This is a genomic window from Arthrobacter sp. CP30 (assembly GCF_053470025.1).
In genome coordinates, this window is record NZ_JBQEMM010000001.1 from 312,668 (window position 1) to 335,162 (window position 22,495).

Below are 22,495 nucleotides of genomic sequence, written 5' to 3' on the forward strand. Positions count from 1 at the left end.
TCCCGGCGATGACCTCCACGACCACCACGACCACCACGACCGACCCCGCAGCGGCCGCCGGCGCTGCCGTCGGTGGCCTCCTCGGCGCCGTGATCGCTCTCGCCATCACCGGCTTCGCGCTCATGGGGATCTTCAAGAAGGCCGGACAGCCCGCGTGGGCCGCCTTCGTCCCCCTCTACAACATCATCGTGCTCCTGAAGATCTCGGGCCTGTCCCCGTGGCTCGTGATCCTGTCCTTCATCCCGGTCGCGAACATCGTCCTGCTCGTCCTGCTCGCCATCAACCTCGCCAAGGTGTTCGGCAAGGGCGCCGGGACAGCAGTGCTCATCTTCTTCTTCAGCCTGATCATGTACTTCGTCCTGTCCTACGGCGGCGCCCGCTACCTCGGCCCCGACGCAGCGCGCTACCCGCTCGGACAGGCGCCCCAGCAGGGGTACGGCGCGGCCGGTTCCTACCAGCCGGGCCAGTACCAGCCCCGGTGACCTGACCACACCGCTGCACCACGGACGAAGCGAGGCCCCTGGTGACCAAGGGCCTCGCTTCGTCCGTGGACGGGAACTGTGGAGCTTGGGGGAATCGAACCCCCGACCTTTTCTCAGAGATACCGACTTCATACTGAATCACGTCTTTTCACGAAACCCAACCTGACCTGCGCAAACACCCCCTTGGGGGGTGATCCTGTGGGCTGGTTGATTCACCCACAATCACGTCCTCTCACACCGGAGTGTTATTTTCCGTGTTATCTCAACCCAAGAAACGGCTGTGGGCGTAGAACCAGCACCCGTCGCCACCCTTGCGGCATAGAAGCCCATATGAACACGACCCTTACCGAGGAGCTTTCAGCCCTCCCCCCACTCCTTTCGCGAGACGAAGCAGCCCTTCTCCTTCGGCGCTCTCCCGGCACTCTGGCGAACTGGGCCAGCAAAAGAACCGGACCAAGCTTCATCCCCGTCGCCGACGGGCGAGTTCTGTACCGCAAGTCCGAGATCATCGCGTGGCTGGAACCGCAAATCGTTCCCGGAACGGCAGCGGCATGAAAGCACCCGGCACTGGAGCCAGCAAGCCCGGACGTATCGAGCCTGGATCACTGGGCAGCATCCAGCGAGCAAAACTGGGGCCGGAAGGGCTTTGGCACTCAAGCGGTAGGTACAAAAACCTGGACGGAAAGTGGATTCAGCGTCAGTACTCAGGGAAGACGGCGCGCAGCGCTGAGAGGGCTGTCCTCCGGTCTTTGAGTGCTCTTAGGGAGGCCGACCATGAAGGGTGGGCGAAACGCAACGCCCCTGTCGAGCCCGATGTGCTCCGGTTCTCGGACGTCATCCAGCTATGGATTGTCCATATCCAGGAGTCGAACGAGGTGCGGGCCAGCACTGCAGCTGAATACGTGCGGGTGTGCCGGCAGGATATTTTACCCGCCCTCGGCCAACTCCCCGTGCAGGAAATCACCGTCGCATCCTGTGCCCGGTATCTCCACAGCATCCCGGAAGGGCAGCGTCTGCGCAGGAAGGCTGCGATAAATCGCGTCGTCCTGTCCAGCCTCTGCAAGTGGGCCGCAGGTCAAGGTGCGATGACGTGGAACCCCGTACGAGACGTCTCCCGACTCCCTGCTGTCCAGAAGCGGGAGGTGAACATTATCGAAGCGGTTGATGTAGCTGCCTTCCTGTCTGCTGTCCGCTCGCACTGTGAAGCTCCGCCATGCCGTCCAGGCCCGAAAGCAAACTTGGACGTTCCCGACGGCGTCGAGCTCCTCCTGGCCACGGGGGTACGGATTTCCGAGCTACTCGGTCTTCGCTGGTGTGATGTAGACATTGATCGCCCGGATGGCCCTTACAAGCTTTTCGTCAATGGGAAGGTGGGTATGGAGAAGGGGAAGGGGATAGTGCGCCACAACTTCATCAAGAACAGCAGAGGGCAGAACGAACTTCAACTCGACTCACGTGTTGCCGAGACGTTGCGCAGGCGGCGAGCCACTCAGACTGGCGACAATCCGAATGGTGCAATTTTTCCGGCACGAAATGGTTCATGGATGCAGCCCGCCAACTGGAGGGGTCGGTGGAGAGTCGTCCGCACCGATTTGGCCTCGAGTCTTGACGTTCCTCAAGAGGTGGACCTAGCGACCGTTACCCCGCATACGTTCCGGCGCACGCTTGGCACGATGCTCGCCGAAGCTGTGGGCGTAGAAGTCGCGCAGAAGCAGTTAGGCCACATCTCGCCCGCTGAGACGCTCAAGTCCTATGTGAGAGATCGTAGGCGAGCCCCTGACTCGACGGATTTGATGCAGGCGATGATGCGCGGGACACAAGCCAGTGTGGCACCTAATGGCAAGGGACAAGAGGCAGAAGTCAGAGAGAAGTTGCGCGGCCGCATCTGATCCGAGGCTCAAGGATTACGCCTAAATCTGGCTCCTCCGGCTTCGGCTGTGCCTTCGCCGCAGCGTAGGCATCGACGAGGGCTCCCGGCGCCTTCGGCGCTGTCCCGTTGTCTTCGGTTATGGGTCTCCTTTCTCGGTGATGGGCGCTGCCGCTCATGTGTGCGGAGGTCCGTCCATCCGTGCCCGCCTGGGGTGTCGAACCACAACCGCCTGATCCGTATTCAGGTGCTCTATCCGTTGAGCTAGGGAGCCCGATGGCGGTGCAGCTCGCCCTGCACCGCCGGTAGTTCAGCCCTTCACGCAGAGGATCGTGCGCAGGTGCTGCACGACGTCGACCAGGTCGGACTGCGCCGCGATGACCTTGCTGAGGTCCTTGTAGGCGCCGGGGATCTCATCGACGATGCCGGAGTCCTTGCGGGACTCGACGCCGAGCGTCTGCTCGATGAGGTCCTCGACCGTGTACGTCACCTTGGCCTTGGTCCGGCTCATGCGCCGGCCAGCGCCGTGGGACGCTGACTGGAACGAGGCCGGGTTCCCGAGCCCGCGCACGATGTACGAGCCGGTTCCCATCGACCCCGGGATCAGGCCCAGGTCGCCGGAGCCCGCGCGGATGGCACCCTTGCGGGTGACGAGCATGGGGCGGCCGTCGACCTCCTCCTCGGCCACGTAGTTGTGGTGGCACGAGATCTCATTGTCGAAGCGGATGTCCGCCGTCGGCAGCGAGGACCGGAGGGTGTCCTTGAAGAGCTCCATCATGATCTTGCGGGAACGCATCGCGAACTCCTGCGCCCAGTCGAGGTCGCGCCGGTAGGCGTCCATCTCGGGCGACCCCTTGAGGAAGACCGCGAGGTCCCGGTCTGGCAGGTCCTGGTTCTGCGGCAGGGTCTTCGCGATCGAGATGTGCCGCTCCGCCAGCTCCTTGCCGATGTTCCTGCTCCCCGAGTGCAACGTGAGCCACACGCGGTCTTCGGAGTCGAGGGTGATCTCGAGGAAGTGGTTGCCTCCCCCGAGCGATCCGAGCTGCGAGTGGGCCCTCGATTCGAGCTTCTGGACGCCGCTGTGGAGGTCCTTAAACCTGCCCCAGAACGCATCCAGACCGGCCGTCACACCGAGGCGCTTGAGGTTCAGTCGCTCGTCGTGGCCGCGAAAGCCGACCGGGATGGTGGCCTCCACTGCCAGTCGTAGGGGCTTGAGGTCCTCGGGCAGATCGGCGGCCGTGAGCGAAGTGCGAACCGCGGAGACGCCGCAGCCGATGTCGACGCCGACGGCGCTCGGGGAGATGGCCGACTCCATCGCGATGACGGATCCGACCGTTGCTCCCTTGCCCAAGTGGACGTCAGGCATCACCCGAAGCCCATGAACATAATCGAGAGCCGCGATGTTGCGCAGCTGCTGGAGGGCGGCCAGCTCGACTTCGTGCTCGGGTGCCCACATGAGGGTTGATGCTTTGGCGCCGCTGAGCGCTATGGGGAATTCCATGGTGCGGCCTCCTTCAAGGCTTGATCGTCGTCCCCGCGGTGTAGGGGGCGAAGTTATGCCGCGTGATGCGGCGGTGTGCTGCCCAACCAGGATTCGAACCTGGAAACTCCGGGTCCAAAGCCCGGCGGCTCTCCCAGTTCGCCCACAGGGCAAGGGGCATGTGTGCGGCGGAGGCGGTGGTCTTCCCCGCGCTCATCGCGCTACTCCACCTGGATTCGAACCAGGAATCTCCGAGTCCAGAGCTCGGCGGGATGCCAGTTACCCCATGGAGTACGGTCCGGGCTTCCACCGGGCACAACGGGACGATTGCGCCTCGATCTCTGTGCGCACTGCTCCCCCGACAGGATTTGAACCCTTAACCCTCGAATTAACAGTGCGATGCTCTGCCAGTTGAGCTACGGGGGAATGGCGGTTGTCCGCCGCCCCGGGTTGCCCCGGGAAGATTGGGTCCGGCTGGAGGTGCATCCGCGGCGCGGGCAACTCCGCGCCTGAGCAGGGTCGACCTGCCTGCGGCTCCAGCCGGACGGTGGCCTGTTTCGGCTGCATGCACGGCAGCCAGGGAAGGCTCCCTGTTCGGCATACGTCGACCCCGGTGTCCGCCGGCATTCATGTGGCTGCGTCCTGCCGCGCGCGGTGTCGTCGTACTGCGTGCCCCCACCGGGGATCGAACCCGGGTCTTCTGATTAAGAGTCAGATGCTAAACCATCTCAGCTACAGAGGCAGGTGCCGTCTTTCCGGCCGTCATGATGCTCACTCGGAGCCGATTAGGATTCGAGAGTCTCTGTGTCAGATCACCTTGGGGGAATCCGTGAATCGTCGTCCTGCTGTCTTCGCACTTGCCGCACTCGTGATGGTGCCCCTGAGCGCCTGCGGATCCCCCAACAGTGCCGACGCCTGCGAAGCGGTCGAGTCATCGGCGACATATCTGGATGCCGTCATCGACGATCCGGACTCCACTCCGGACGAGGCGAAGGGCGCTTTCTCGAGCCACGTCGACGATCTCGGTCGGGCGGCTGACATCGCCGAGGGCGAGGTGCGGCTGACAATTCAGGAGGCACACGACTACGCCGCTGAGTACGAGTCCAGCTTCAGTGAGGACAGCGGCGTGGCGTACTTCATGCAGCGGAATCGGGTTGTCGATGCCTGCGCGGAGAACCACTCGTCGATCAACCTCGACTAACGGCCGCCAAACGCCCGCATCAAGGCCATGTCGGCCCGGGTGATGCCGCGGCCTGTCTTGGGGATCACGATGAGCGGCTTGACCGCCAGAGAGTCGATCCACTCCAGGGCGCTGGGGTGGGATCCGATGTCATCGTCGATCCAGATGAAGGGTTCGGCGGGCTGATCCCCGAGGAAGTGACGCAAAACTGCCAGCTTCCACCAGTCCCACGACGCGTCGTTCTCCAGTCCCTCGAGTACCACCCAATCGGTGCCGTTCAACCCGATCGACGGAGCGTACTCGGTGACGGCTGCGGTCTCCCAGTTCGTCAGCCACACGTTGACCAGGTCCGGATGTGCGGTGAAGTCGTTGAGCTGGCTGACGAGCTCGAGCGAGATGTGGCCGGGGTAGGCGCCGGCCACCGTCATGGGCACCCAGTCCCCCAGCCACCCGGTGGTCGCGCGGGGAGGGTGGTTGTCGCAGGCGTGGCTTGCGCCGTCGATGTCGTGGAAGACGTACATGGCCCCTCCCTTCAGGTGGGTCGGTGAGTATCGGTGGTCTGGAACATCCAGACTTACAGAGTCCGGAACATCCGTGGAGGCAACAGGGGTCGAACCTGCGACGTACTGACGGCAAATCAGGTGCTCTACCAGCTGAGCTATGCCCCCGTATGCCGTCTTTCCGGCTGTCATGTGCCCAACCGGGGACTCGAACCCCGATGCCTTGCGGCGCTGAGTCCTGAACCCAGTGCGTCTGCCAAATTTCGCCAGTCGGGCGTGGCCCCGGAGGGTCCGTGGCGGATGAGGGATTCGAACCCCCGTAGACGTGCGTCAGCTGATTTACAGTCAGCCCCCTTTGGCCTCTCGGGTAATCCGCCAATGCTGGTTCCCGCCCCGCAAACAATGCGCCTGCGGGGCGGTCACCGACTGTTTTTGCGCATGACGGAATAACAGCTGCTGAATATGGCCTTCAACAACTTCCGCACGCGCTTGAAATCACGTTCACTATGGAATTCTCAATACTCGATTGCATCGCCCGAGGGCGTGCGGGTACTGCGCAGGGATGACAGGGTTCGAACCTGCGGCCTACGGTTTTGGAGACCGTTGCTCTACCAGCTGAGCTACATCCCCAGGTCCGCCGTGCGGATCCTGGTCGGAGGTGACCGGCCCGTTTCCGGGCAAAAAGGAAGGCCACCTCTGGGCTGGACTTACCCGAAGCGGCCTTGATCCTGCTGCAATGCAGCTAAGGTCGAGTACTCCGGTGCCGTGAATGTGCCCACTGCTGGCCATAGGCCGGCTTCAGCCCTTGGCGGGCTGGCGTGAGGTTCAATCCGTTTGCGGGCAGGAGGAAGCGGCGATTCGCTGCGGCGGTAAACGTCGTGGCGCTCATGGCTTCCTCTCACACTCGGATTGCTCGTGGTCCACTCGGACCAACATGTAGAACTCTAGGGCACGCATTCCACAAAAGTAAAGCCGTGTGGGCGTTTTCCGGAAATTGCTTCCGGAGTCCCGCTGAATGCCCGGAATGACGCGGAAATTACCTATTGGCGTACAGAATCAATGCCGGTTGGAATTGTCGATCTGCCAAGCGCCGGCAGCTCCGGTTCCGCGTCGGGGCAGGGCCAGGGCAGGCCGTCCTCCCAGCAGACGGTCGATTCGATCAGGGCGGGGTCCGACTCGGGCCCGTTGCCGTCGCTGTTCAGCCCAATGGATGCGTGGACTGGCAGATCGAACATCGGTGAGCTCACAGCTGTTGCCTCCTCGGGTGGACGGGGCTCGTCCTGGGAGCCATGTGTGCGGCGCTGGTCGTCGGAGTACCCGTGCCGGCGCTCAGAGCAGGAACCTGCTGGCGCGTGACCTGAGGATGCGCAGCTTCCCGGCTGGTGACGCCGACCGGAACTTTGTGGCTCGCAATGCCCTTGCCCGGCGGCCGTCGTTCTCGTCGCCCTGCGAGGCGATGAGGCTGAGCGTCTCATCGTCCACGTTCGGGTGCTCGAGGACGGGCGTGATCAGGGACTTCGCAGGATCCCGCGAGTACCGAAGCCCCTGGCCGTGCTCGGGGTCGTGAAACGCGACAGACCAGTGCAGCACATCCCCCGGTGTGTTCGGGTTGCGCACCAGCGCCTGGCGCACGTCGTCGAACTCCCCTCGACGAGCCACGGGCCCCTCGACCCCCTGCCTTCTAGATGCAGGTCAAGCGGCAGGTATCTTTGCTCGCCTTCAGCTCCCCAAAGACAGGTAGTCACCACTCTATTCGGGTGGTGCCAGAGGTATCAGAGTGAGTAGTGGGGATTACTGGGATGAAAGGCAGCAGTGACATGAGCAAAGTAATTGGTCCGGTCGTGACCGTGGCAGAGGTAGCAGAGCAGATGCGGGTCTCGAAGATGACGGTGTACCGCTTGGTGAACTCCGGTGCCCTCCCGAGCGTTCGGTTCGGCCGTTCGTTCCGCGTTCCGGAGTCGGCCCTGCAGGAGTACCTGGCAGCGCAGCACTCCTAGATCTACGGCTCGTCGACCGGCAGCACCATGATTTCTCGCGTCTGGTGCGGCCCGTCGAAGCCGCGCACAGCTTTCAGCGCTGCATCCTCGCGTGAGGACCAGCGCTCCACCTTCGCGGGCTCGAGCGGGTAGGTTCCGGCTTCGACCCTGGCGATGTCGCGCAGTGCATTCTTGGCGGTCCGCTCCTCCTTGGCCCGCTCACGCTTCAGCTGTGCGAGTAGTGCATCGCGCGCCGACTGCAGGGCCAAGGAATCGTAGCTGCCGTCGTCCCGGCGCACGCCCTGCGTGGTGCCCGAGCTGTCGCAGTAGACCGCGGCCAGCGGATGATCCTGCGTGCCATCGGGGTGCTCGATGACGGCCCGGCAGGAGCCGTAGTGCTTCCGACCCTGGGGATCGGTGCCGCCCTCCCAGCCCCGGGAGACGAGCTCGTGGCGCATCTTGATGTCGGGGTTCGCGATGACCCGGTCGATGACCTCGATCCGGGCAACGCTCTCGCTGACTCGAAGCGACCGCTCCCTGATGACCAGCTCGGGCTTCTCCGCACTGGCTGCGACGACATGGCTGTAGGTGCTGGCCTGGCTTGCCCGAGTGGCCACGGTGCCGTCCGGCAGGGTCACGGTGAAGTGGGTGCCGCGCCGATCCCGCTTGCGTGCCGGCGCCGTGAGGGTGACGCCGGACTCCTGGCGGGAGGTGGTGCTGAACTGGCCGCCGGTGGGTATTCCCCGGCTGACGCGCTGCTGGTTGCTCATGCCTATCTGTGTGCGGCCGGGCGGCGCCGGAGCGGATGTGCCCGCCCCGGCGCAGGTGGCCTACGGCTCGTCGATCGCCTGGACGGTGATCTCCCTGGTCTGGCCGGTGTAGGTGAACTCGCCGGACGCGGCCTTCTGGGCGAGGTCCGGCCGACTCGACCAGCGCAGGACGCCCGGGCCGCGGAGGGGGTACGTGCCCGCCTCGACCGCTTCGATGTCCTTGAGGTTGGCCGCGATGTACTCGTCGTTGGCCTTGCGCTTCTTGGCCAGCGACTCGAGCATGTAGGTCCTGGCATTCGACGGCTTGTGCACGTTGAACTCGCCGTCCTCCTCGTAGCCGCCCCGGCAGATGCCCTTCGAGTTGGCCCAGGTGTGCTCGAGGATCTCGCCCGTCTGCGGGTCGCGGATGGTGGCGACGTGGGAGTGGTAGGACGGCTCGCCGCGGTAGTCCTTGTCAGGATCGCCATCGGGCGAGGTGGGCGTGAAGCCGCGGCTCTTGATCTTGGCAACCGGGTTGGCCAGCGCTCGGTCGATCGCTTCGCTCTGCAGACGGATCTCCTCGTTGCGGCGCAGCCGGTTCGCGATGACCAGCTCCGGCCGCTCCTCACTGGCGACGACGACGTGCGAGTATGCGCGGGCACTGGTGCGCTTCGCTGTCGTGCCGTCGGGCAGCGTGACGATGTACTCGGTCCCCTTGGAGGTGACCTTCCGCTTCCGCGGCTCAAGGCTGATACCGGATTCGGCGTGTGCGGTTGCAGCGAACTGGCCGCCGGTGGGGCGACCCTTGGACTCTCGGCTCTGTGTGGTGGTCATACCCCCATGTGTGCGGCGCCTCGAGCAGCCGGCGCCGGAACTGAGAGACGCCGAGGCCTACTGCCGCTCCCAGCCGTGCACGCGGTCGGTCGCGCCGACGAAGATGAGCAGAAGGCCGAAGAGCACCGTCCCGATGCAGAAGCCGATGTAGTTCCTGATGCCGTACGCCGTGAAGACGCTCAGGGCCCTCCTGGGATTGACGGGCTTCCTGAGCGTGGCACGGAACCGGTTGATCCGTGGGATCAGCAGGGCGCACAGGACCCCGACGCCGACGAAAGCTGCGCCGATGGCCGCGGTGATGATCCGTTCTTCCATCCACACAGCCTGTCACCGGAAGCCGCGATCGGCGTGCAGGGCGGCGCTATCCCCTACGACGTCCGTCCGCGCAGTGCGTCCTTGCGCATCTGCTCGATGTCGCGGCGTACCGCCCTCGAGTCTCCGGGATAGGCCGAGCTGTCCCCGACGGTCCGGACATACTCCGCGTACTCATCGGGCGAATACCCGCGCTCGTTCCGGTACAGCTCCTCGGCGCCCCTGCGGACAGCCCGGGAGGTGAAGTCCCCGGACGCCGCGACGGAGCCCTGCAGCTCGATCAGCTGGTCATCCGTCAGGTCGATGGTCGGCATCATCGGATCGAGATTGGTCAGGGCGCGGAGCTGGCCGGCAGGGATGACCGGACCACCGAGCGAAACTGTCGGCTCGGTACGGCGGCGTGCAGTGAACTGCCCGCCGGACGGGACGCCCGCATCGACACGGGCTAGGGGTGAGGTACTCATGCCCCGTTGTGTGCGGCTCCACGACGGTCGCCCGCATACGAAAGCGGAGGGCCCTGGTGGACCCTCCGCTTCGATGGTGCATCATGCCTGCCGGCGGTGTGGCTAGAGTCCGGTCGTGCTCACTCCGTACTCGGCCTGCTCCGGGGTGAATCCCTCGAAGACCAGCTGGTCGAACAGGCTGGCCCGGGAGAACGCCGAGTACTCCAGGTAGTCGGCGGCCTTCAGCGCGGCCTGCTCGTTCCAGTCGACGGTCACACGCTCGACGGCCCAGGCGGCGTCCTCGGGCGAGAACTCCTCGAAGATCAGCTGGTCGGTCAGACCGGACTGGGAGAAGGCGGAGTAGTCCAGGTAGTCGGCGGCCTTGCGCAGCGCGTTGGACTGGCTGGGGGTTCCGTTCTTGGCGACCTCCGCAGCCTTGGCCGCGGCCTCTTCCTCGGCCTTCTTCTTCTCGGCTTCTGCGGCGGCGGCCTCTTCGGCTGCCTTCGCGTCAGCCTCCTCCTGCGCCTTCTTCTCCGCTTCTGCGGCGTCCGCGGAAGCCTGGGCCTCAGCCTCTGCTGCCTCCTGCGCATCAGCGCTGGCCTGCGCTTCGGCGGACGCGCTGGCCTCGGCGGCCGACATGGTCTCCTCCGCCGCCGGCGTCGTCTCAACGGCGGCCTGGGTGGTCTCGGTGGACGCGGCCGCGACAGTCTCGTCCTCGCCGCCACCGCCGATCGCTCCGATGAAGATGAACAGTGCCAAGACCCCCGCAGGGACGATCACACGCTTCTTCTTGAACCACGGCCGGGACGGCTTCGCTTCAGGTGCTTGGTTCGGAAATGGCTGGTACTGGGTCACGATGGACTCCCCCTGGTGGAAAACGGAATGGCTCACCGAAGGACTGGTGCGTACAAAACCGCCCCGCATTCCAGACAGGAATACCGGCTCCCCCAAGTGATCAGAAACACAAACGGTAGCACCGGGCACCGACCCTGGGATCACACCTGTCAGGCGTCAGGGACGAACAGGTATTTCCGTCGCCGCGCACGCGGGCGGATCCGCCGCGGGCAGGTAGGGATGACCAGTTCAACCGAGAACGCGGTCCAGGAATCCGGGGTGTTTCGGGTCGCGGATGTCGTAGGCAAGGTCCGGCTCGACGTCGACCGATGGCCGCGGCGAGCTGCGCCACTGCGCCTGCATCTGGGCCGCTTCGTGCCGGTGGGCGTTCTCGATCAGGTCGGTGGCGAGGATCGATCCGAAGTCGCCCTGCTCCCCGACCTCGAGGCTCCGGTTGTCGTGCAGGGCCTTCAGCAGCGCCCGGTCGTCGTCGACAAGGTGGTCGAGCAGGTCGATCTCACCGTCGTTGAAGGTCTCGGCGCCGGTGTCGCGGGCATTGATGGCTTCGCGGACGGCCGCGGTCCGATTACCGACGCTCAGCGCGCCGGTCGCCGCAAGGTACAGCTCGCGCTGCCGGTCCTCGGTCGACAGGGTGACTGCCGGTTCTGCGTGGAGTGCGGCCGAGAACTGGCCGCCCGTGGGAAGGCCGGCGGGGGTGCGGGGCTGGGTCAGCGAGGTCGTCATGCCCGATATGTGTGCGGCGCCGGCAGCAACCAGCACGGACGCCTGCAGTATGAAGCACTGGCGCCGGTGCTGGGCTGTAGTGCTCGCTCAGTCCTGGAGCTCCGGGTTCCGGCACGCCCTCTTGCGAGCCTTGGCCAGGAGCTTGATGTTGACGGTTCCGTAGCCCCGGCCCGTGTCCGCGGCCAGTTCATAGATCGACTTGGTCGACAGGACGTCGTCGTTGTCGTCGTCATGGATGATGCGCCGGTCGATCTCCAACTCGAGGGCCGAGAGCGGGTGCGTCGTGAAGTGCTCGTTCTCCTCGACCGGAACGGTCTTCCGTTCAGCCTTCACGATGCCGACCAGCTCGTTGCGGGCGGCCAGCTGCTGGAGCTGCATCCGGTGCCAGCCTTCGGGCTGCTGGCGCTGGAAGTCGAGCATCCTTTCGAAAGACCGTGCGTCCATGAAGGCCGAGCCCTTCACCTAGAGCCAGAGCTGGTGCTCGGGGAGGTAGAAGTCCGGCAGGTAGAAGAGCTCCGGGCCGGCCTGGTTGTGGCTGGGTTCGTAGTCCCAGTTGACGTCGAGCAGGTCCAGGAAAATCGCCCATCAGGCCTCGAGACGGGAGCGGAAGATCTTGCCCGAGTAGAGCGCCTCACGGCCGACGGGCTGGGGGCGCCCGGGAGGTCCGCTTCCTGGTTGCCGGCGCAGCGGTCGATGCCACTGTGGACCCGGTCTTCGCGGTCGCCTTCGGCACGGTCTTCGACGCAGCCTTCGAGGCGGCCGCGGGCTTGGATGGCGCTGCCGTCCGACGGGAGGTCGTCCGGGTGGAGGTCTTGCCTGCATTGGTCTTCTCAGCGGCGGCGGACACCTTCGGCGTGGTCCTGCAGGAGGCCGCCCGAGACTGTGCGGGTTTAGCCCTCGCGGTCCGCTGGGTGGGCGCAGCCTTCTTGGCGCTGGCACCCCTCGGGGTCGATCGTGTGGCTGCTGCGGGCATGTGATCCTCCTGCCCTGAAGCATGCGTAGAACGAGGCTCCACGGCCCTCCACCGCCACAACGAGGAGTCCGCCAGGGGCAGGATCGGCCCGCGATGCGTGTCCGACCACTGTCCATCCTGTCCGACCATTGTCCGACCATGTGGTCGGACAAGAAGTTCCGCTCAAACAAAGGGAAGGAGGGGCCATAGATAGATAGATATGACTTGTCCGACCACTTAATTACTACTCCACACATAGGGCCCCATATATGTTGCCTCCTCCTCTCTCCAGGGGGATATATACCCTCTCCTTATACTGTGTCCTGTTTTTCGGGCGGACAGGTCGGACAAGCCGATTGGGAATACCCAATGGTGCTCTGACTAGGCACGATGCTTCGAAATCGTGTCCGACCAGTGGTCGGACAGCGGTCGGACACGCGTGGACAATGGTCGGACAGGCGAATTGCCCCGCTGGGCGCTCTTGCATTGAATTTGGAGATTCGTGGTACCCTGAGGATCGAACGGAACGTAGAGAGAGTGACGAGGGGTACCACGGCCACCGAGAGGGTGGCCTTTTTTGTGTCCTGAAGCAGGAATCGGAACAACGGACGCTTCAGCTGCCGATATGCAGCCGCGCTGCAGCGACATTGAGGAGTCTGTCGCCGAAAGCGCTGATTCCGCTCCGACATCGCCTCGACCTCCATCGACGAGCACTGCCCGATCACCCGCTGTCGGCTCCTTCCGGACGCCGACCAGGACCCCTTGGACCCCGCACACGACGAAGGCCGCCTCCGGAAGTGGAAGCGGCCTCTGTCGGAACCTGCTGCGCTGGAGGCGATGAGCCCTAGGCGTGCACCTCGGAGCCCTCGAGGAGGGGCATGACGACGTCCTTCCAGTTCGCCCAGTCGGTGATCCGGTGAGGGGTGTCGATGTACCGGTTGTAGTCCTGGTCGCGCATGACGTGGACCCACGACGGGGTGTGCGCTCCGGTGATCAGAGGCTTGTCATCGATCAGGACATCCGCCCTCACGACGGTCTTGTCATGGGTCAGAATCAGGCGCTTGTCCCACCCCTCACCAAGGTGCTTTTCGAGGTCCTTCAGCTTGCCGGGAACGCACCCCGGATTGGTCCACGTCGGAGTCGAAACGACGAAGACATCCATGCCCATCGAGTGCATCTCCCGAGCCGCTTCGATGGCACCAGGAAGGGGTGTGAGGTCGTCATAGAGGCGGGGGTGATTGAGGGCCGCGAGGATCGTGTTCCTGTCCGCGCCGTCGACCCAGAAGTAGTCGAAGTGGGTCCGCAGGCCCTCGGCGACGACGGGGAAATTGGGGTCCAGATCCAGGAGGATGTCGGCGAACCGGGTACTCCAGTCGAAGAGGTTGCCGTCCTGGTCGAGGGCGATGGTCGGGGCTGAGCCGTTTACGAATGCCATAGCGCACATGTGTACGGCATGCCCCAGACATTTCACCGGTCGCTGTATCAACGCTGCGCTTCCGATCAGCGAATCACTTCGACGTCGGGGTGGTTCTTCTCGACCCAGTCGGCCATCCGGGTGCCCCTGCGTCCGATGAAGTCCAGTGTCGCCTCCCGGATGGTGACGTACTCATCGACGGTGGTCGGCAGCCCCGATCGGGCGAAGTCGTTGAAGGGCAGGAGGAACCGGACGCCGTCGTAATCGGGCAGCACGAGGTCCTGGAAATGGAAGAAGTCGACGAACCCACGGAACCCGTCGAAGAGTTCGAAGAAGTCCGCGTACTTCGTGGTGACGTCGCCGAGAGGGCTGAGCGGGTCTTCCTCACGGTGGCCACCAGGCTCCTTCGCGTAGTGCCGGCGGATGCACTCGAGGGTCAGATCCATCCGGTCCGCGATCAAGGTGCCGGAGGGTCCGAAGCCTCGGGCCGTGTTCATGGCTGGCAGGTGGATCGTCCTGAGCGGCCAGATCATGGCGCTGCCGATCGTGTACGGAGGGTCCAGGTAACGGGTCCTCTGAGCATCGCTCAGGCCCTCGAAGAGCGGCTTGAGCTTCGTCCATGTGGTGTAGGAGTTCGTGATGGCGTCGCTGCCGACCGTGAAGCTTTTGCCGTCGCTTTGGTCGTACATCAGGTAGTTGCTACGACGCTCTTTCGCCGTTTCCGGGACATGCAGTTCGAACGGACTGCCGTCGGGCAGTTCCTTGGTCCAGAGCAACTGGTGATCGGCCTTGAGCCGCGCGCTGCTCGAATCCGGGTCCTTCCCGGCTGAGTCGGCGTGGTAGTCGAAGGAGAGGTTGAGACCGGTCATGTCTGAAGCGTAGGCGCACCCCGGCGCAGATCCGCGGACCTCGGTGCCGGGTCAGTCGCAGCGGTCGCAGATGCCGGTGGCCGGCAGTTGCTCATGGCAGGTCGGGCAGTTTGGGCGATCCCGCGGCTCGGGCTTGTTCCGGCGGATCACGTGGTCCTTGTACTGTCGCGTGAGCGTGGGCTCGGCGTCCTCGGGCAGGTCCGGGCAGAACCGCCGGTAGCACTCCAGTCGCTCTTCGGCGGCAACGACCTCGAGCTGGTGCGGATCGTCGAGGTTGTCCCGACCGGACCCTCGCACCGCGCCCCTGAAGCCGTCTCCGACGCCGCCTTCCGACGACCGGACCACCAGCGATGTCAGGCGCGGGTGCCCGTCAGCCTCGCACATCCGGATCGTCCGGTTCAGCACCCGATTCGCCCACGTATTGGCGACCTGGTCTGAGGGCTGGTGCGTGATCGCGGCGACCCTCTCCTTCAGCTCCCCGTAGGTGATCGTCCCGTTGTACGTGCTGGCGACGTCCTGCAGGACGTGCACAGCCGCGCGCGCCTCGCGGTCGGTGATCGTGCTGGCGACCGTGGGGTCGGCTTGCGGGGCAGCTGCATCGGACAACGTCGTCTCCACTCGGTCGGGGTCTCCCTGATCATAGAGCGAGTCCCGATCAGGCCTCTCCGGGTACGAGAAAGGGGCCGCCCGGATGGACGGCCCCTTCGACGCACTGGTGGTCAGGCGGCTTCGCGGAGGCGGTGGCCGGCGTGGATGTTCTCGTTGAGGGCTGCCAGGCACGCGGTGTCGGCCAGGCGTTCCCACTGCTCGCGGTTCTCGTCCTGGCCGCGGTGGCAGAAGTCGTCCTCGTTGTCGTAGTCGGCCTTCTCGATGATGAGCTCGTAGTCGTTGTCTGGGCTCAGGACGTGCTCGGTGTTCGAGTAGTGCTTCATCTCGTTGTGCACAGTGAAGCGGATCAGGCCTGCGTAGTGCTTGCGGCGGTCCTCGTCCAGGTTCGACAGCTCGCCCTCGAGCATCTCGAAGGCATCCTTGCGCTGGTGCAGCGCGGTTCCGCCGGCCATGTAGTCCGGGTGGGACTCGCGGATGTAGTCGGCCAGGCGGGAAGCAGATCGGGTGTCCTTGAACGCCGGCTTCGGCATCTTCAGGAGCTGATTGGTGAGGACGGCGCCGTAGGGGGCCTCGAACTGGGGATCAAAGTCCGGGGCTTCCGGTGACCGCTCGACGGCGGGAGCGAGGAGAGCTGCGGCTCAAAGTGGATGGCGGCGGCGAACTGGCCGCCAGTGGGAACGCCGGCGGGGTGCGGTTCATGATGTCCATACGCTCTTGTATGCGGCGCCACCCCACTACCGCCACGTCCGCGTACCGGTCACCCTGTTCGACGGCGGATCGAGATCAGTAGAGTGCAGCGAAGGTGCCAAGCACGGGCACATGGGTTGCGGGCAGAGGAGCAAGCAGATGAAGGACACGATGAGGCAGCAGGCCAAAGCCAGGGCGAGGTCGGTAAGAAAGACGGCGAAAATCGTTCAAGCGGTCACAGTGCCGCTGTTGGCGAGCCCCATGGCAGGCGCTGCGGAGTTGAATGGCACGCCGGGAGATCTCGCACAGAAGGCCATCATTTGGGTGGCTGAGCAGGGTGATTCGAGTACCGGCACGAAGATTATGGCACTCAAGGGTGCGGCGCGTCAGGGAGCAACGTTCGCTCGCGTCGGCCTGGGCACCCTTGCGAACGGCGGGTATGGAATCGCCGGCGGGAAGATCATCCTGCAGCGGTCGGGCCAAGCTGTCGCCGTGGCGGGATTGGCGGCCTACGCAGCGAGCTACATCGCGAACGAGCGAACGAAGAAGATCATGGAGATGGATCGGGCTCAGAAGAGCCTTGTCCTGTGCTCCAGATGCCAGGGGCTCCTGCCAGCTGCCGCGGAGGTCGGGGCGCATTCGCCAGCGGATACTGTGTGCCCTCATTACGGGCACGCCGAGAATTCGGAGTAGTCATAGCCACTGGAACGACAAGGCCCCCGGCAGTCGCTGGGGGCTTCCTCTTGTCCGCGATGCTCAACCGTGCAGGAACCAGGACCGTCCGCGCCGCAGTGCAATGCGCAGGCGGTTGACGGCGTACCCTGCGGCCTCATAGCCCACGTCCTGGAACGACCCCATCCCACCGCGCGTGTAGGTGTCGCCCTCGATGTAGGTCCCGTACCTATACAGGGTGCCGGTCTCGTCTCGGTGGGTGGCGGTGGCGAAAAAAACGTAGGGCCAGGACCCGGCGTCCCATCCATCGGTGCCCCACGCGCCCATCACCCTGGGCCTGATAGGCGATGGTCAAGTGGGACCTTCCATGGTCAGAAGAGCGTTGGTGCTTCGGGGTCGACGCCGGCGAGCAGGGGGCGGATGATCGATTCGTTCCACTTGTGCTCGACGAGGGCTGTGCACAGCTCGACGGATTGGGCGCGGCCGACGCCGCACCACCTGTGGGTGAGCTACTACCCTTTTTCTACGCGAAGCCATAGCGCTGATGAAGGGGTTCGGGACCGCAGATTGGCGGTAGGCGGGATTTCCTTCCTGCACAACCTATAGACAGACGCCCGGTGCCCCGCTGCCGCTTCTACGCTGGAATCAGACCAGAAAACCGAGGTACTGACAGGTAGGGATTGACGGTGAAGGGCGAGCCTCGCTTTGAGGGTCACAGCAGGAGCATTCTGCAGACACTCCAGGATCAGAGCATTAATCCGTGGGATGTATGGGTGCAGTACATCGGTCTAACCGGCCGGCTCGACGAGATTGACGTGGAAGGCTTCTTGTATGGGCTGATGCCGCTGCCGGACCTGGAGCGCATGCTGCTCATGGAAGGCGTGTGTGAACTGCTCGCTGACCGTCAGTAGCGATCTCCTCTGTCGCTCACTGATCCTCAAGCTGGCCTGCCGTCCTTTCAGGCTGCGGATTCCTCGTTCTCATTCGTCAATGACATTCCCGTGCGTCCTGCCGGTGCGGCGTCCGTTTCGGTTCTCGTTCGAAGCCATGCCAGGGCGGCTTCCTCGCTGGTGAAGTAACGGGTGTCGGTGAGGGACTGGTGGGAGAATCCGGCGATAACCTCATCGACCGGGCTATCACCGATCAGTGCGACAGCGCTGAACCCGGGGTACGTGTTCATTCCCATGCGGGCCTTCAATGCCAGCCCGTCGATGCCTGCCATGGAGACGACCAGCGGCAACGTCTCCCCGTCGCTGATGTGTCTGAGGGCCCGTGCTGCTTCGACCGCTACGAGGTAGGTGATGTGCGCCCCCGGCGCCCAGCGCAGGAACAACACGTTGGCTTCCCGACGCACGGTGAACTGATCCATTACAAGCACTCCTTCGTGGAGATACCCGACCGTAAAGTCGGCACGACAAGGGTTTGAGACCAGTGCACCCAGAGTAAGTCACGTCTGAAAGGTGGTGCAGCTACTACCGGTCAGACGACGTGCTGGTCGGATGAGCCGGTATATCAGGGTCAACCCGGTGCAAGGACGCGGCGGATCCGCTAATGATGCTGCCTCAGATCAGGGCAGGTGGAGTCGCCCCTTGTCAGGCGATGCCAGTGGCTCCCAGGAGATTGCCGACGAGGTAGGTGAATCCCATGGCCAGCGCTCCACCCAGGACGAGGCGGATGACGGCCCTGCGTCGGGAGCTTCCGCCGGCGTGGGCGCTGAGGGCGCCGGTGATGGCCAGGGCAATGAGGACGGCGATGAAGGTGGCGGGGATCCTGATGTCGGCGGGGAAGAGCAGGATCGCGAGCAGTGGCAGGACAGCTCCTGCGGCGAAGGCGGCCGCGGAGGCGAGGGCGGCGTGCCAGGGGTTGGCGACCTCGAGCTCGTCGATGTTCAGTTCGGCGGAAAGGTGGGCGGCGAGGGCATCATGCGCGGTGAGCTCCTTGGCGACCTGCTGTGCGGTTTCCGGGGACAACCCCTTCTCCTCATACAGCCCGGCGAGTTCCGCGAGTTCGCCTGCGGGGTCCTCAGCGAGTTCCTGGCGCTCCTTGTCGATGAGCGCTTCCTGGCTGTCGCGCTGACTGCTGACCGATACGTATTCGCCCAGTGCCATCGACACGGAACCGCCGACGACGGCAGCTGTGCCAGCGACCAGGATCGGTGTGAGGGTGTTCGTCACTCCTGCCACCCCGATCACGGTGGCGGCGGTCGATACGATGCCGTCGTTGGCACCGAGAACGGCAGCACGCAACCAATTCAGCCGCGCGGCGACCCCGGGGTCGTGCGGCTCAATGCGCGTCTGCTCGGCGTCGGTCATGGCGAGCAGTCAACCACCTCAACAGCGTCCGTACCACGCAGGAATGGCTTGCCTACCCCAGTCAGACGTCCCATCCCTTGGTCCCTCTAGTACAACGAGCCCGGTTGGCAGCTGTCCGCTTGATCCCGTCCGGGTCTCCGCCGATAGCTTCCTGTGTGCTTAGCTGCCCGGTATGGGCGTCGTACCTTGCCCCGCGAGGTTGGTGAGGGCGTAGCGCAGGCGGGCGTCCGCGTCTTGGGCTACGTCGCGGACGGCGGAGCTGTCGCTGAGTTCCAGCATGGTCAGCGGGTCGATTGCCTCGATCGTCGTGTCCTGCGCGTCGGCGCTGCGGCGGACGATGACGTTGCAGGGCAGCAGCGCTCCCAGGGACGGCTCTGCAGCCAGCGCCTTGCTGGCCAGGGTCGGGTTGCATGCGCCGAGGATGACGTAGTCCCCCACCGCGTCCCCGGCATCAGCCCCGAGCTTCGTGGTGAAGGTGGATCGGACGTCGATCTCGGTGAGGATCCCGAATCCCTGCGCGGCGAGGGCTTCACGCGTGCCCTGCACTGCGTCCTCCCAGGACAGCGGAACAGTGATCGAGTGGGTGTAGGTCATCGGATCTCCTTTACGCGATATGCCCGGCCGCCCGCATGGATTCATCGCGGGCGGGTCCGGATCAGTGTCGGACGAGGGTCAGGCGAGGGTGAGGAACAGCTTCTCGAGTTCCTTCTTGTCCAGGCTGGCGTCCTTTTGGACGATGCACTGCTCGAGGCCGCTGGCGATGATTGCGAAGCCGGCCCGGTCGAGTGCCTTGGAGACCGCGGAGAGCTGCGTGACGACGTCCTTGCAGTCCTGGCCTTCCTCGAGCATGCGGACCACTGCGGCCAGCTGGCCTTGTGCTCGCTTCATGCGGTTGATGACGGGGGTCAGTTCGGTCGGGTCCAGCTGCATGGTGTTCTCCAAAGGTCGTTTCTACTCCCTCAAGCTTATACCCCCACCCGTATTTTGACTACCCCCGGGGGTATGCGGAATACTCCTGGGGGTATCCACTTCAGCACTGACCGGAAGGTTCCCATGAATACCCCCACCCCCACTGCCACCGCTCCCGCCACCACCGCCGCCCCTGCTGCCCCTGCCATTACGGCGCTGGCACCCGAGGAACTGCGCTCCTGGCTCGACGGCCAGAACGCTGAGAGCGGGCATCAGGATCTCGTGGTGATTGATGTGCGGTCCGCGGCCGAGTTCGAGTCCCTGCATATCCCCGGCTCCTACAACGTGCCGTTGCCGCTGCTGTCCGAGCACACCGACGAGGTCGCGTCCCGCCTGGGCTCACGGGTCGTCCTGGCCTGCCAGTCCGGTGTGCGTGCGGAGCAGGCCCGCCAGCGCCTGGCCGCCTCGGGCATCAGCACCGCCCACGTCCTGACCGGCGGAGTCCCCGGGTACGCCGCAGCCGGCGGCGACGTCGTGCGCGGCAAGGCACGCTGGGACCTTGAGCGGCAGGTCCGCATGGTCGCCGGATCCCTCGTCATCGCAGGCCTCGCCGGCGGACGGTTCGTCTCCCCCAAGGTCCGCACCATCGCCGGTGTGATCGGTACCGGGCTCACGTTCTCCGCGGCGACGAACACCTGCGCCATGGGCAAGGCCCTGTCCGCCCTGCCGTGGAACAAGGCAGCCCAGGAACCCACCCGCGAATCCGCGATCCACACCCTCCCCACCACCACCTCGGCCACATCAGCCCAGAGCACCCAGACTGCGAACACGGCTGACGGCAAGGCTGACGTCACGGCGAGTGAAGGAGCTGGTGTGGCGTGAGCGTGACCCTGATCCTTGTCCTGGCGCTGTCGATCCTGATCGGCCTGTCCCTGGGTGTCCTGGGTGGTGGCGGGTCGATCCTGACCGTCCCGATCCTGGTGTACGTGGCCGGGTTCGAGGCCAAGGAAGCAATCGCGGCATCCCTGTTCGTCGTCGGTGTCACCTCGGCGATCAGCGTCATCAGCCACGCCCGGAACGGACGCGTGATGTGGCGGACCGGCCTGATCTTCGGCGCCGCCGGCATGGCTGGTGCGTTCATCGGCGGGCTGCTCGGCGGGTTCATCCCCGGCCAGATCCTGCTCGTCGCATTCGCCCTCATGATGGTCGCCACCTCGATCGCGATGATCCGCGGACGCAGAAAAACCACCAGCTCCACCCCATCCGAGGGTGTGAAGCGTGAGCTGCCGCTGAAGCGGGTCATCCTCGACGGCGTCGTCGTCGGCCTGGTCACCGGCCTCGTCGGGGCCGGCGGCGGGTTCCTCGTCGTCCCCGCCCTGGCCCTGCTCGGCGGACTGCCGATGTCCGTGGCCGTCGGCACGTCGCTGGTCGTGATCTCCATGAAGTCCTTCGCTGGCCTCGCCGGGTACCTCACCACCGTGGAGATCAACTGGCCACTGACCCTGGCCGTGACCGCTGCTGCGATCGCTGGGTCCCTGATCGGCGCCCAGCTCGCCGGCAGGATCCCCGAAGCTGCCCTCCGCAAGGGTTTCGGCTGGTTCGTCCTGGTCATGGGCGCGTTCGTCCTCATCCAGCAGGCACCCGCGGACAGCCGCCTCGTCCTCGCCGCGACCGTCGCCGGCGTCGCCCTCGCCGCTCTCATTGCCTGCCGATTCATCATCCCGGCATGCCCCCTGAACACCCGCAACCGCCACCGCACCGGTAACGATCAGGGCCGGCGGGGTCGGCGCCGCAACACACCCACACCCGCCTGATCCATCCCAACACCACCTCACCTACAGCGTTCGACCCCATCCCACCCAGAAAGGACCTCTCCATGGCAGAGATCACGATCAATGACACCAACGCCCGCCGCCCGTCAGCGCAAATCCTCGACGTCCGTGAGGACTTCGAAGTCGCCGAAGGCATGATCCCCGGCGCCCTGCACATCCCGATGGGAGACCTGCAGGCACGCCTGCCCGAACTGGATCCCGCCGTCCCGATCATCGCTGTGTGCCGCAGCGGTAACCGCTCAGCCCGCGTCGCGGACGCCCTCAACAGCGCCGGTTTCAGCGCCGACACCATGGCCGGTGGCATGACCGCCTGGACCCGTGCGGGTCTGCCCACTACCTGAACCCGCCGTACGACCACGCCCCACCCCAGAAGAACCCGGAAAGGACAGAACACGACCATGACAACCACGACCACGATCGACGTCACGGAACAGAGCTTCGCGCAGACCCTGGAGAGCAACGACATCGTGTTCGTCGACTTCTGGGCAGCATGGTGCGGGCCCTGCCGCATGTTCGCCCCCACCTACGGTGCCGCCGCCCAAAGGCACCCGGATGTCGTCTTCGCCAAGGTGGACACCGAAGCCGAGCAGGCCCTCGCCGCCGCAGCGAACATCACCTCCATCCCCACCCTGATGGCCTTCAAGAACAAGACCCTGGTCTTCTCCCAACCCGGAGCCCTGAACGCCGCAGGCCTGGAAGAACTCGTCCAGGCCGTAAAGAACCTGGACCTAAACACACTCCGCGCGGATGCCACACCACACAACACCTGACAGGGACCTCCCGCCCGGGCCGTTGCGCACCATCACAGCCGACAGCCTGGCCGAACTCTGGCCCGGCG

The 22,495-nt window shown here is 64.9% G+C and carries 31 protein-coding genes and 7 tRNA genes; 12 read left to right on the plus strand and 26 right to left on the minus strand.

From position 1 onward, the window contains the following. Positions 1-8 precede the first annotated feature (8 nt). The 3 genes from ACTIMO_RS01505 (at position 9) to ACTIMO_RS01515 (ending at position 2,371) form a co-directional block, all read left to right on the plus strand. Positions 9-482 (plus strand): DUF5684 domain-containing protein, encoded by a 474-nt coding sequence (locus ACTIMO_RS01505; RefSeq protein ID WP_448181240.1) that lies wholly within the window; start codon positions 9-11, stop codon positions 480-482. Between the two features lie 330 nt (positions 483-812). Continuing rightward, complete coding sequence (locus ACTIMO_RS01510; RefSeq protein WP_448181241.1) at positions 813-1,037, plus strand: helix-turn-helix transcriptional regulator; 225 nt, start codon at positions 813-815, stop codon at positions 1,035-1,037. Beyond that, positions 1,034-2,371 carry a tyrosine-type recombinase/integrase gene (locus ACTIMO_RS01515; protein ID WP_448181242.1) on the plus strand — a complete coding sequence of 446 codons (1,338 nt, stop codon included), beginning with the start codon at positions 1,034-1,036 and terminating at the stop codon, positions 2,369-2,371. Before ACTIMO_RS01510 ends, ACTIMO_RS01515 begins: the two co-directional genes overlap by 4 nt. Positions 2,372-2,659: 288 nt before the next feature. Here the strand turns inward: ACTIMO_RS01515 and ACTIMO_RS01520 are convergent, their stop codons facing one another. The 4 genes from ACTIMO_RS01520 to ACTIMO_RS01535 all read right to left on the minus strand — a co-directional run bounded on the left by ACTIMO_RS01520 (position 2,660) and on the right by ACTIMO_RS01535 (position 4,571). Beyond that, positions 2,660-3,850 (minus strand): RtcB family protein, encoded by a 1,191-nt coding sequence (locus tag ACTIMO_RS01520; RefSeq protein WP_448181243.1) that lies wholly within the window; start codon positions 3,848-3,850, stop codon positions 2,660-2,662. Between the two features lie 78 nt (positions 3,851-3,928). Further along, positions 3,929-4,002 (minus strand) — tRNA-Gln (locus ACTIMO_RS01525). Positions 4,003-4,182: 180 nt separating this feature from the next. Beyond that, positions 4,183-4,255, minus strand: a tRNA-Asn gene (locus ACTIMO_RS01530). A 244-nt stretch (positions 4,256-4,499) separates the two neighbouring features. After that, positions 4,500-4,571: transfer RNA gene (locus ACTIMO_RS01535), tRNA-Lys, on the minus strand. An 87-nt stretch (positions 4,572-4,658) separates the two neighbouring features. On the opposite strand from ACTIMO_RS01535, the gene ACTIMO_RS01540 reads away from it, so the two are divergent. After that, positions 4,659-5,030, plus strand: coding sequence for a hypothetical protein (locus ACTIMO_RS01540; protein ID WP_448181244.1), 372 nt, complete (start codon positions 4,659-4,661; stop codon positions 5,028-5,030). On the opposite strand, the gene ACTIMO_RS01545 is transcribed toward ACTIMO_RS01540, so the two are convergent. The 6 genes from ACTIMO_RS01545 to ACTIMO_RS01570 all read right to left on the minus strand — a co-directional run bounded on the left by ACTIMO_RS01545 (position 5,027) and on the right by ACTIMO_RS01570 (position 7,168). Then, entirely contained in the window at positions 5,027-5,530 is a 504-nt protein-coding gene (locus ACTIMO_RS01545; protein WP_448181245.1) for an HAD domain-containing protein, read from the minus strand. The genes ACTIMO_RS01540 and ACTIMO_RS01545 overlap by 4 nt on opposite strands. A gap of 74 nt (positions 5,531-5,604) precedes the next feature. Next, positions 5,605-5,677 (minus strand) — tRNA-Ala (locus tag ACTIMO_RS01550). A gap of 25 nt (positions 5,678-5,702) precedes the next feature. Beyond that, positions 5,703-5,785, minus strand: a tRNA-Leu gene (locus ACTIMO_RS01555). A gap of 18 nt (positions 5,786-5,803) precedes the next feature. Further along, positions 5,804-5,886 (minus strand) — tRNA-Tyr (locus ACTIMO_RS01560). Between the two features lie 180 nt (positions 5,887-6,066). Beyond that, positions 6,067-6,139 (minus strand) — tRNA-Trp (locus ACTIMO_RS01565). 699 nt (positions 6,140-6,838) lie between these two features. Then, entirely contained in the window at positions 6,839-7,168 is a 330-nt protein-coding gene (locus ACTIMO_RS01570) for a hypothetical protein (RefSeq protein ID WP_448181246.1), read from the minus strand. Positions 7,169-7,326: 158 nt separating this feature from the next. Between ACTIMO_RS01570 and ACTIMO_RS01575 the strand changes: the two genes are divergently transcribed. Beyond that, positions 7,327-7,506: a helix-turn-helix domain-containing protein gene (locus tag ACTIMO_RS01575; protein ID WP_448181247.1), complete on the plus strand. Its 180-nt coding sequence runs from the start codon at positions 7,327-7,329 to the stop codon at positions 7,504-7,506. Between the two features lie 2 nt (positions 7,507-7,508). On the opposite strand, the gene ACTIMO_RS01580 is transcribed toward ACTIMO_RS01575, so the two are convergent. The 7 genes from ACTIMO_RS01580 to ACTIMO_RS01610 all read right to left on the minus strand — a co-directional run bounded on the left by ACTIMO_RS01580 (position 7,509) and on the right by ACTIMO_RS01610 (position 11,845). Further along, on the minus strand, positions 7,509-8,255 hold the full coding sequence (locus ACTIMO_RS01580; RefSeq protein ID WP_448181248.1) for a hypothetical protein: 747 nt from the start codon (positions 8,253-8,255) through the stop codon (positions 7,509-7,511). A gap of 60 nt (positions 8,256-8,315) precedes the next feature. Beyond that, complete coding sequence (locus ACTIMO_RS01585; protein ID WP_448181249.1) at positions 8,316-9,068, minus strand: hypothetical protein; 753 nt, start codon at positions 9,066-9,068, stop codon at positions 8,316-8,318. A 57-nt stretch (positions 9,069-9,125) separates the two neighbouring features. Beyond that, positions 9,126-9,383, minus strand: coding sequence for a hypothetical protein (locus tag ACTIMO_RS01590; RefSeq protein ID WP_448181250.1), 258 nt, complete (start codon positions 9,381-9,383; stop codon positions 9,126-9,128). Between the two features lie 53 nt (positions 9,384-9,436). Beyond that, positions 9,437-9,844, minus strand: a complete 408-nt coding sequence (locus tag ACTIMO_RS01595; protein ID WP_448181251.1) for a hypothetical protein — start codon at positions 9,842-9,844, stop codon at positions 9,437-9,439. A gap of 102 nt (positions 9,845-9,946) precedes the next feature. Next, the gene (locus ACTIMO_RS01600) at positions 9,947-10,603 is read right to left on the minus strand and encodes an Ltp family lipoprotein (RefSeq protein WP_448181252.1); all 657 of its coding nucleotides are present in this window, start codon (positions 10,601-10,603) and stop codon (positions 9,947-9,949) included. A 303-nt stretch (positions 10,604-10,906) separates the two neighbouring features. After that, positions 10,907-11,401 carry a hypothetical protein gene (locus tag ACTIMO_RS01605; RefSeq protein ID WP_448181253.1) on the minus strand — a complete coding sequence of 165 codons (495 nt, stop codon included), beginning with the start codon at positions 11,399-11,401 and terminating at the stop codon, positions 10,907-10,909. Between the two features lie 87 nt (positions 11,402-11,488). After that, complete coding sequence (locus tag ACTIMO_RS01610) at positions 11,489-11,845, minus strand: hypothetical protein (RefSeq protein ID WP_448181254.1); 357 nt, start codon at positions 11,843-11,845, stop codon at positions 11,489-11,491. Between the two features lie 257 nt (positions 11,846-12,102). On the opposite strand from ACTIMO_RS01610, the gene ACTIMO_RS01615 reads away from it, so the two are divergent. After that, the gene (locus ACTIMO_RS01615; protein ID WP_448181255.1) at positions 12,103-12,378 is read left to right on the plus strand and encodes a hypothetical protein; all 276 of its coding nucleotides are present in this window, start codon (positions 12,103-12,105) and stop codon (positions 12,376-12,378) included. An 819-nt stretch (positions 12,379-13,197) separates the two neighbouring features. On the opposite strand, the gene ACTIMO_RS01620 is transcribed toward ACTIMO_RS01615, so the two are convergent. From ACTIMO_RS01620 to ACTIMO_RS01635, 4 genes are all read right to left on the minus strand, one after another. Beyond that, on the minus strand, positions 13,198-13,788 hold the full coding sequence (locus ACTIMO_RS01620) for a 5' nucleotidase, NT5C type (protein ID WP_448181256.1): 591 nt from the start codon (positions 13,786-13,788) through the stop codon (positions 13,198-13,200). Positions 13,789-13,853: 65 nt separating this feature from the next. Further along, on the minus strand, positions 13,854-14,636 hold the full coding sequence (locus tag ACTIMO_RS01625; RefSeq protein WP_448181257.1) for a DUF6994 family protein: 783 nt from the start codon (positions 14,634-14,636) through the stop codon (positions 13,854-13,856). Positions 14,637-14,687: 51 nt separating this feature from the next. After that, on the minus strand, positions 14,688-15,254 hold the full coding sequence (locus tag ACTIMO_RS01630; RefSeq protein ID WP_448181258.1) for a hypothetical protein: 567 nt from the start codon (positions 15,252-15,254) through the stop codon (positions 14,688-14,690). Positions 15,255-15,355: 101 nt separating this feature from the next. Then, complete coding sequence (locus ACTIMO_RS01635) at positions 15,356-15,775, minus strand: hypothetical protein (protein WP_448181259.1); 420 nt, start codon at positions 15,773-15,775, stop codon at positions 15,356-15,358. 316 nt (positions 15,776-16,091) lie between these two features. Here ACTIMO_RS01635 and ACTIMO_RS01640 point away from each other — a divergent pair, with 316 nt between their 5' ends. Next, positions 16,092-16,625: a hypothetical protein gene (locus ACTIMO_RS01640; RefSeq protein WP_448181260.1), complete on the plus strand. Its 534-nt coding sequence runs from the start codon at positions 16,092-16,094 to the stop codon at positions 16,623-16,625. 63 nt (positions 16,626-16,688) lie between these two features. Here the strand turns inward: ACTIMO_RS01640 and ACTIMO_RS01645 are convergent, their stop codons facing one another. Next, positions 16,689-16,931: a hypothetical protein gene (locus tag ACTIMO_RS01645; RefSeq protein ID WP_448181261.1), complete on the minus strand. Its 243-nt coding sequence runs from the start codon at positions 16,929-16,931 to the stop codon at positions 16,689-16,691. Positions 16,932-17,377: 446 nt separating this feature from the next. Between ACTIMO_RS01645 and ACTIMO_RS01650 the strand changes: the two genes are divergently transcribed. Then, positions 17,378-17,515 (plus strand): hypothetical protein, encoded by a 138-nt coding sequence (locus tag ACTIMO_RS01650; RefSeq protein ID WP_448181262.1) that lies wholly within the window; start codon positions 17,378-17,380, stop codon positions 17,513-17,515. A 47-nt stretch (positions 17,516-17,562) separates the two neighbouring features. On the opposite strand, the gene ACTIMO_RS01655 is transcribed toward ACTIMO_RS01650, so the two are convergent. The 4 genes from ACTIMO_RS01655 to ACTIMO_RS01670 all read right to left on the minus strand — a co-directional run bounded on the left by ACTIMO_RS01655 (position 17,563) and on the right by ACTIMO_RS01670 (position 19,846). Beyond that, the gene (locus tag ACTIMO_RS01655; RefSeq protein ID WP_448181263.1) at positions 17,563-17,973 is read right to left on the minus strand and encodes a DUF7793 family protein; all 411 of its coding nucleotides are present in this window, start codon (positions 17,971-17,973) and stop codon (positions 17,563-17,565) included. A 223-nt stretch (positions 17,974-18,196) separates the two neighbouring features. Continuing rightward, complete coding sequence (locus ACTIMO_RS01660; RefSeq protein WP_448181264.1) at positions 18,197-18,916, minus strand: VIT1/CCC1 transporter family protein; 720 nt, start codon at positions 18,914-18,916, stop codon at positions 18,197-18,199. A 159-nt stretch (positions 18,917-19,075) separates the two neighbouring features. Continuing rightward, complete coding sequence (locus tag ACTIMO_RS01665) at positions 19,076-19,510, minus strand: DUF302 domain-containing protein (protein ID WP_448181265.1); 435 nt, start codon at positions 19,508-19,510, stop codon at positions 19,076-19,078. Between the two features lie 78 nt (positions 19,511-19,588). Next, positions 19,589-19,846, minus strand: coding sequence for a metal-sensitive transcriptional regulator (locus ACTIMO_RS01670; RefSeq protein ID WP_158505439.1), 258 nt, complete (start codon positions 19,844-19,846; stop codon positions 19,589-19,591). A gap of 123 nt (positions 19,847-19,969) precedes the next feature. Between ACTIMO_RS01670 and ACTIMO_RS01675 the strand changes: the two genes are divergently transcribed. The 4 genes from ACTIMO_RS01675 to trxA all read left to right on the plus strand — a co-directional run bounded on the left by ACTIMO_RS01675 (position 19,970) and on the right by trxA (position 22,427). Beyond that, positions 19,970-20,707: a rhodanese-like domain-containing protein gene (locus ACTIMO_RS01675; RefSeq protein WP_448181266.1), complete on the plus strand. Its 738-nt coding sequence runs from the start codon at positions 19,970-19,972 to the stop codon at positions 20,705-20,707. Further along, positions 20,704-21,639 (plus strand): sulfite exporter TauE/SafE family protein, encoded by a 936-nt coding sequence (locus ACTIMO_RS01680; RefSeq protein WP_448181267.1) that lies wholly within the window; start codon positions 20,704-20,706, stop codon positions 21,637-21,639. The genes ACTIMO_RS01675 and ACTIMO_RS01680 overlap by 4 nt, the downstream gene beginning before the upstream one ends. Before the next feature lie 62 nt (positions 21,640-21,701). Beyond that, the gene (locus ACTIMO_RS01685) at positions 21,702-21,998 is read left to right on the plus strand and encodes a rhodanese-like domain-containing protein (RefSeq protein WP_448181268.1); all 297 of its coding nucleotides are present in this window, start codon (positions 21,702-21,704) and stop codon (positions 21,996-21,998) included. Between the two features lie 57 nt (positions 21,999-22,055). Beyond that, entirely contained in the window at positions 22,056-22,427 is a 372-nt protein-coding gene (gene trxA / locus ACTIMO_RS01690; protein ID WP_448181269.1) for a thioredoxin, read from the plus strand. Positions 22,428-22,495: the final 68 nt, after the last annotated feature.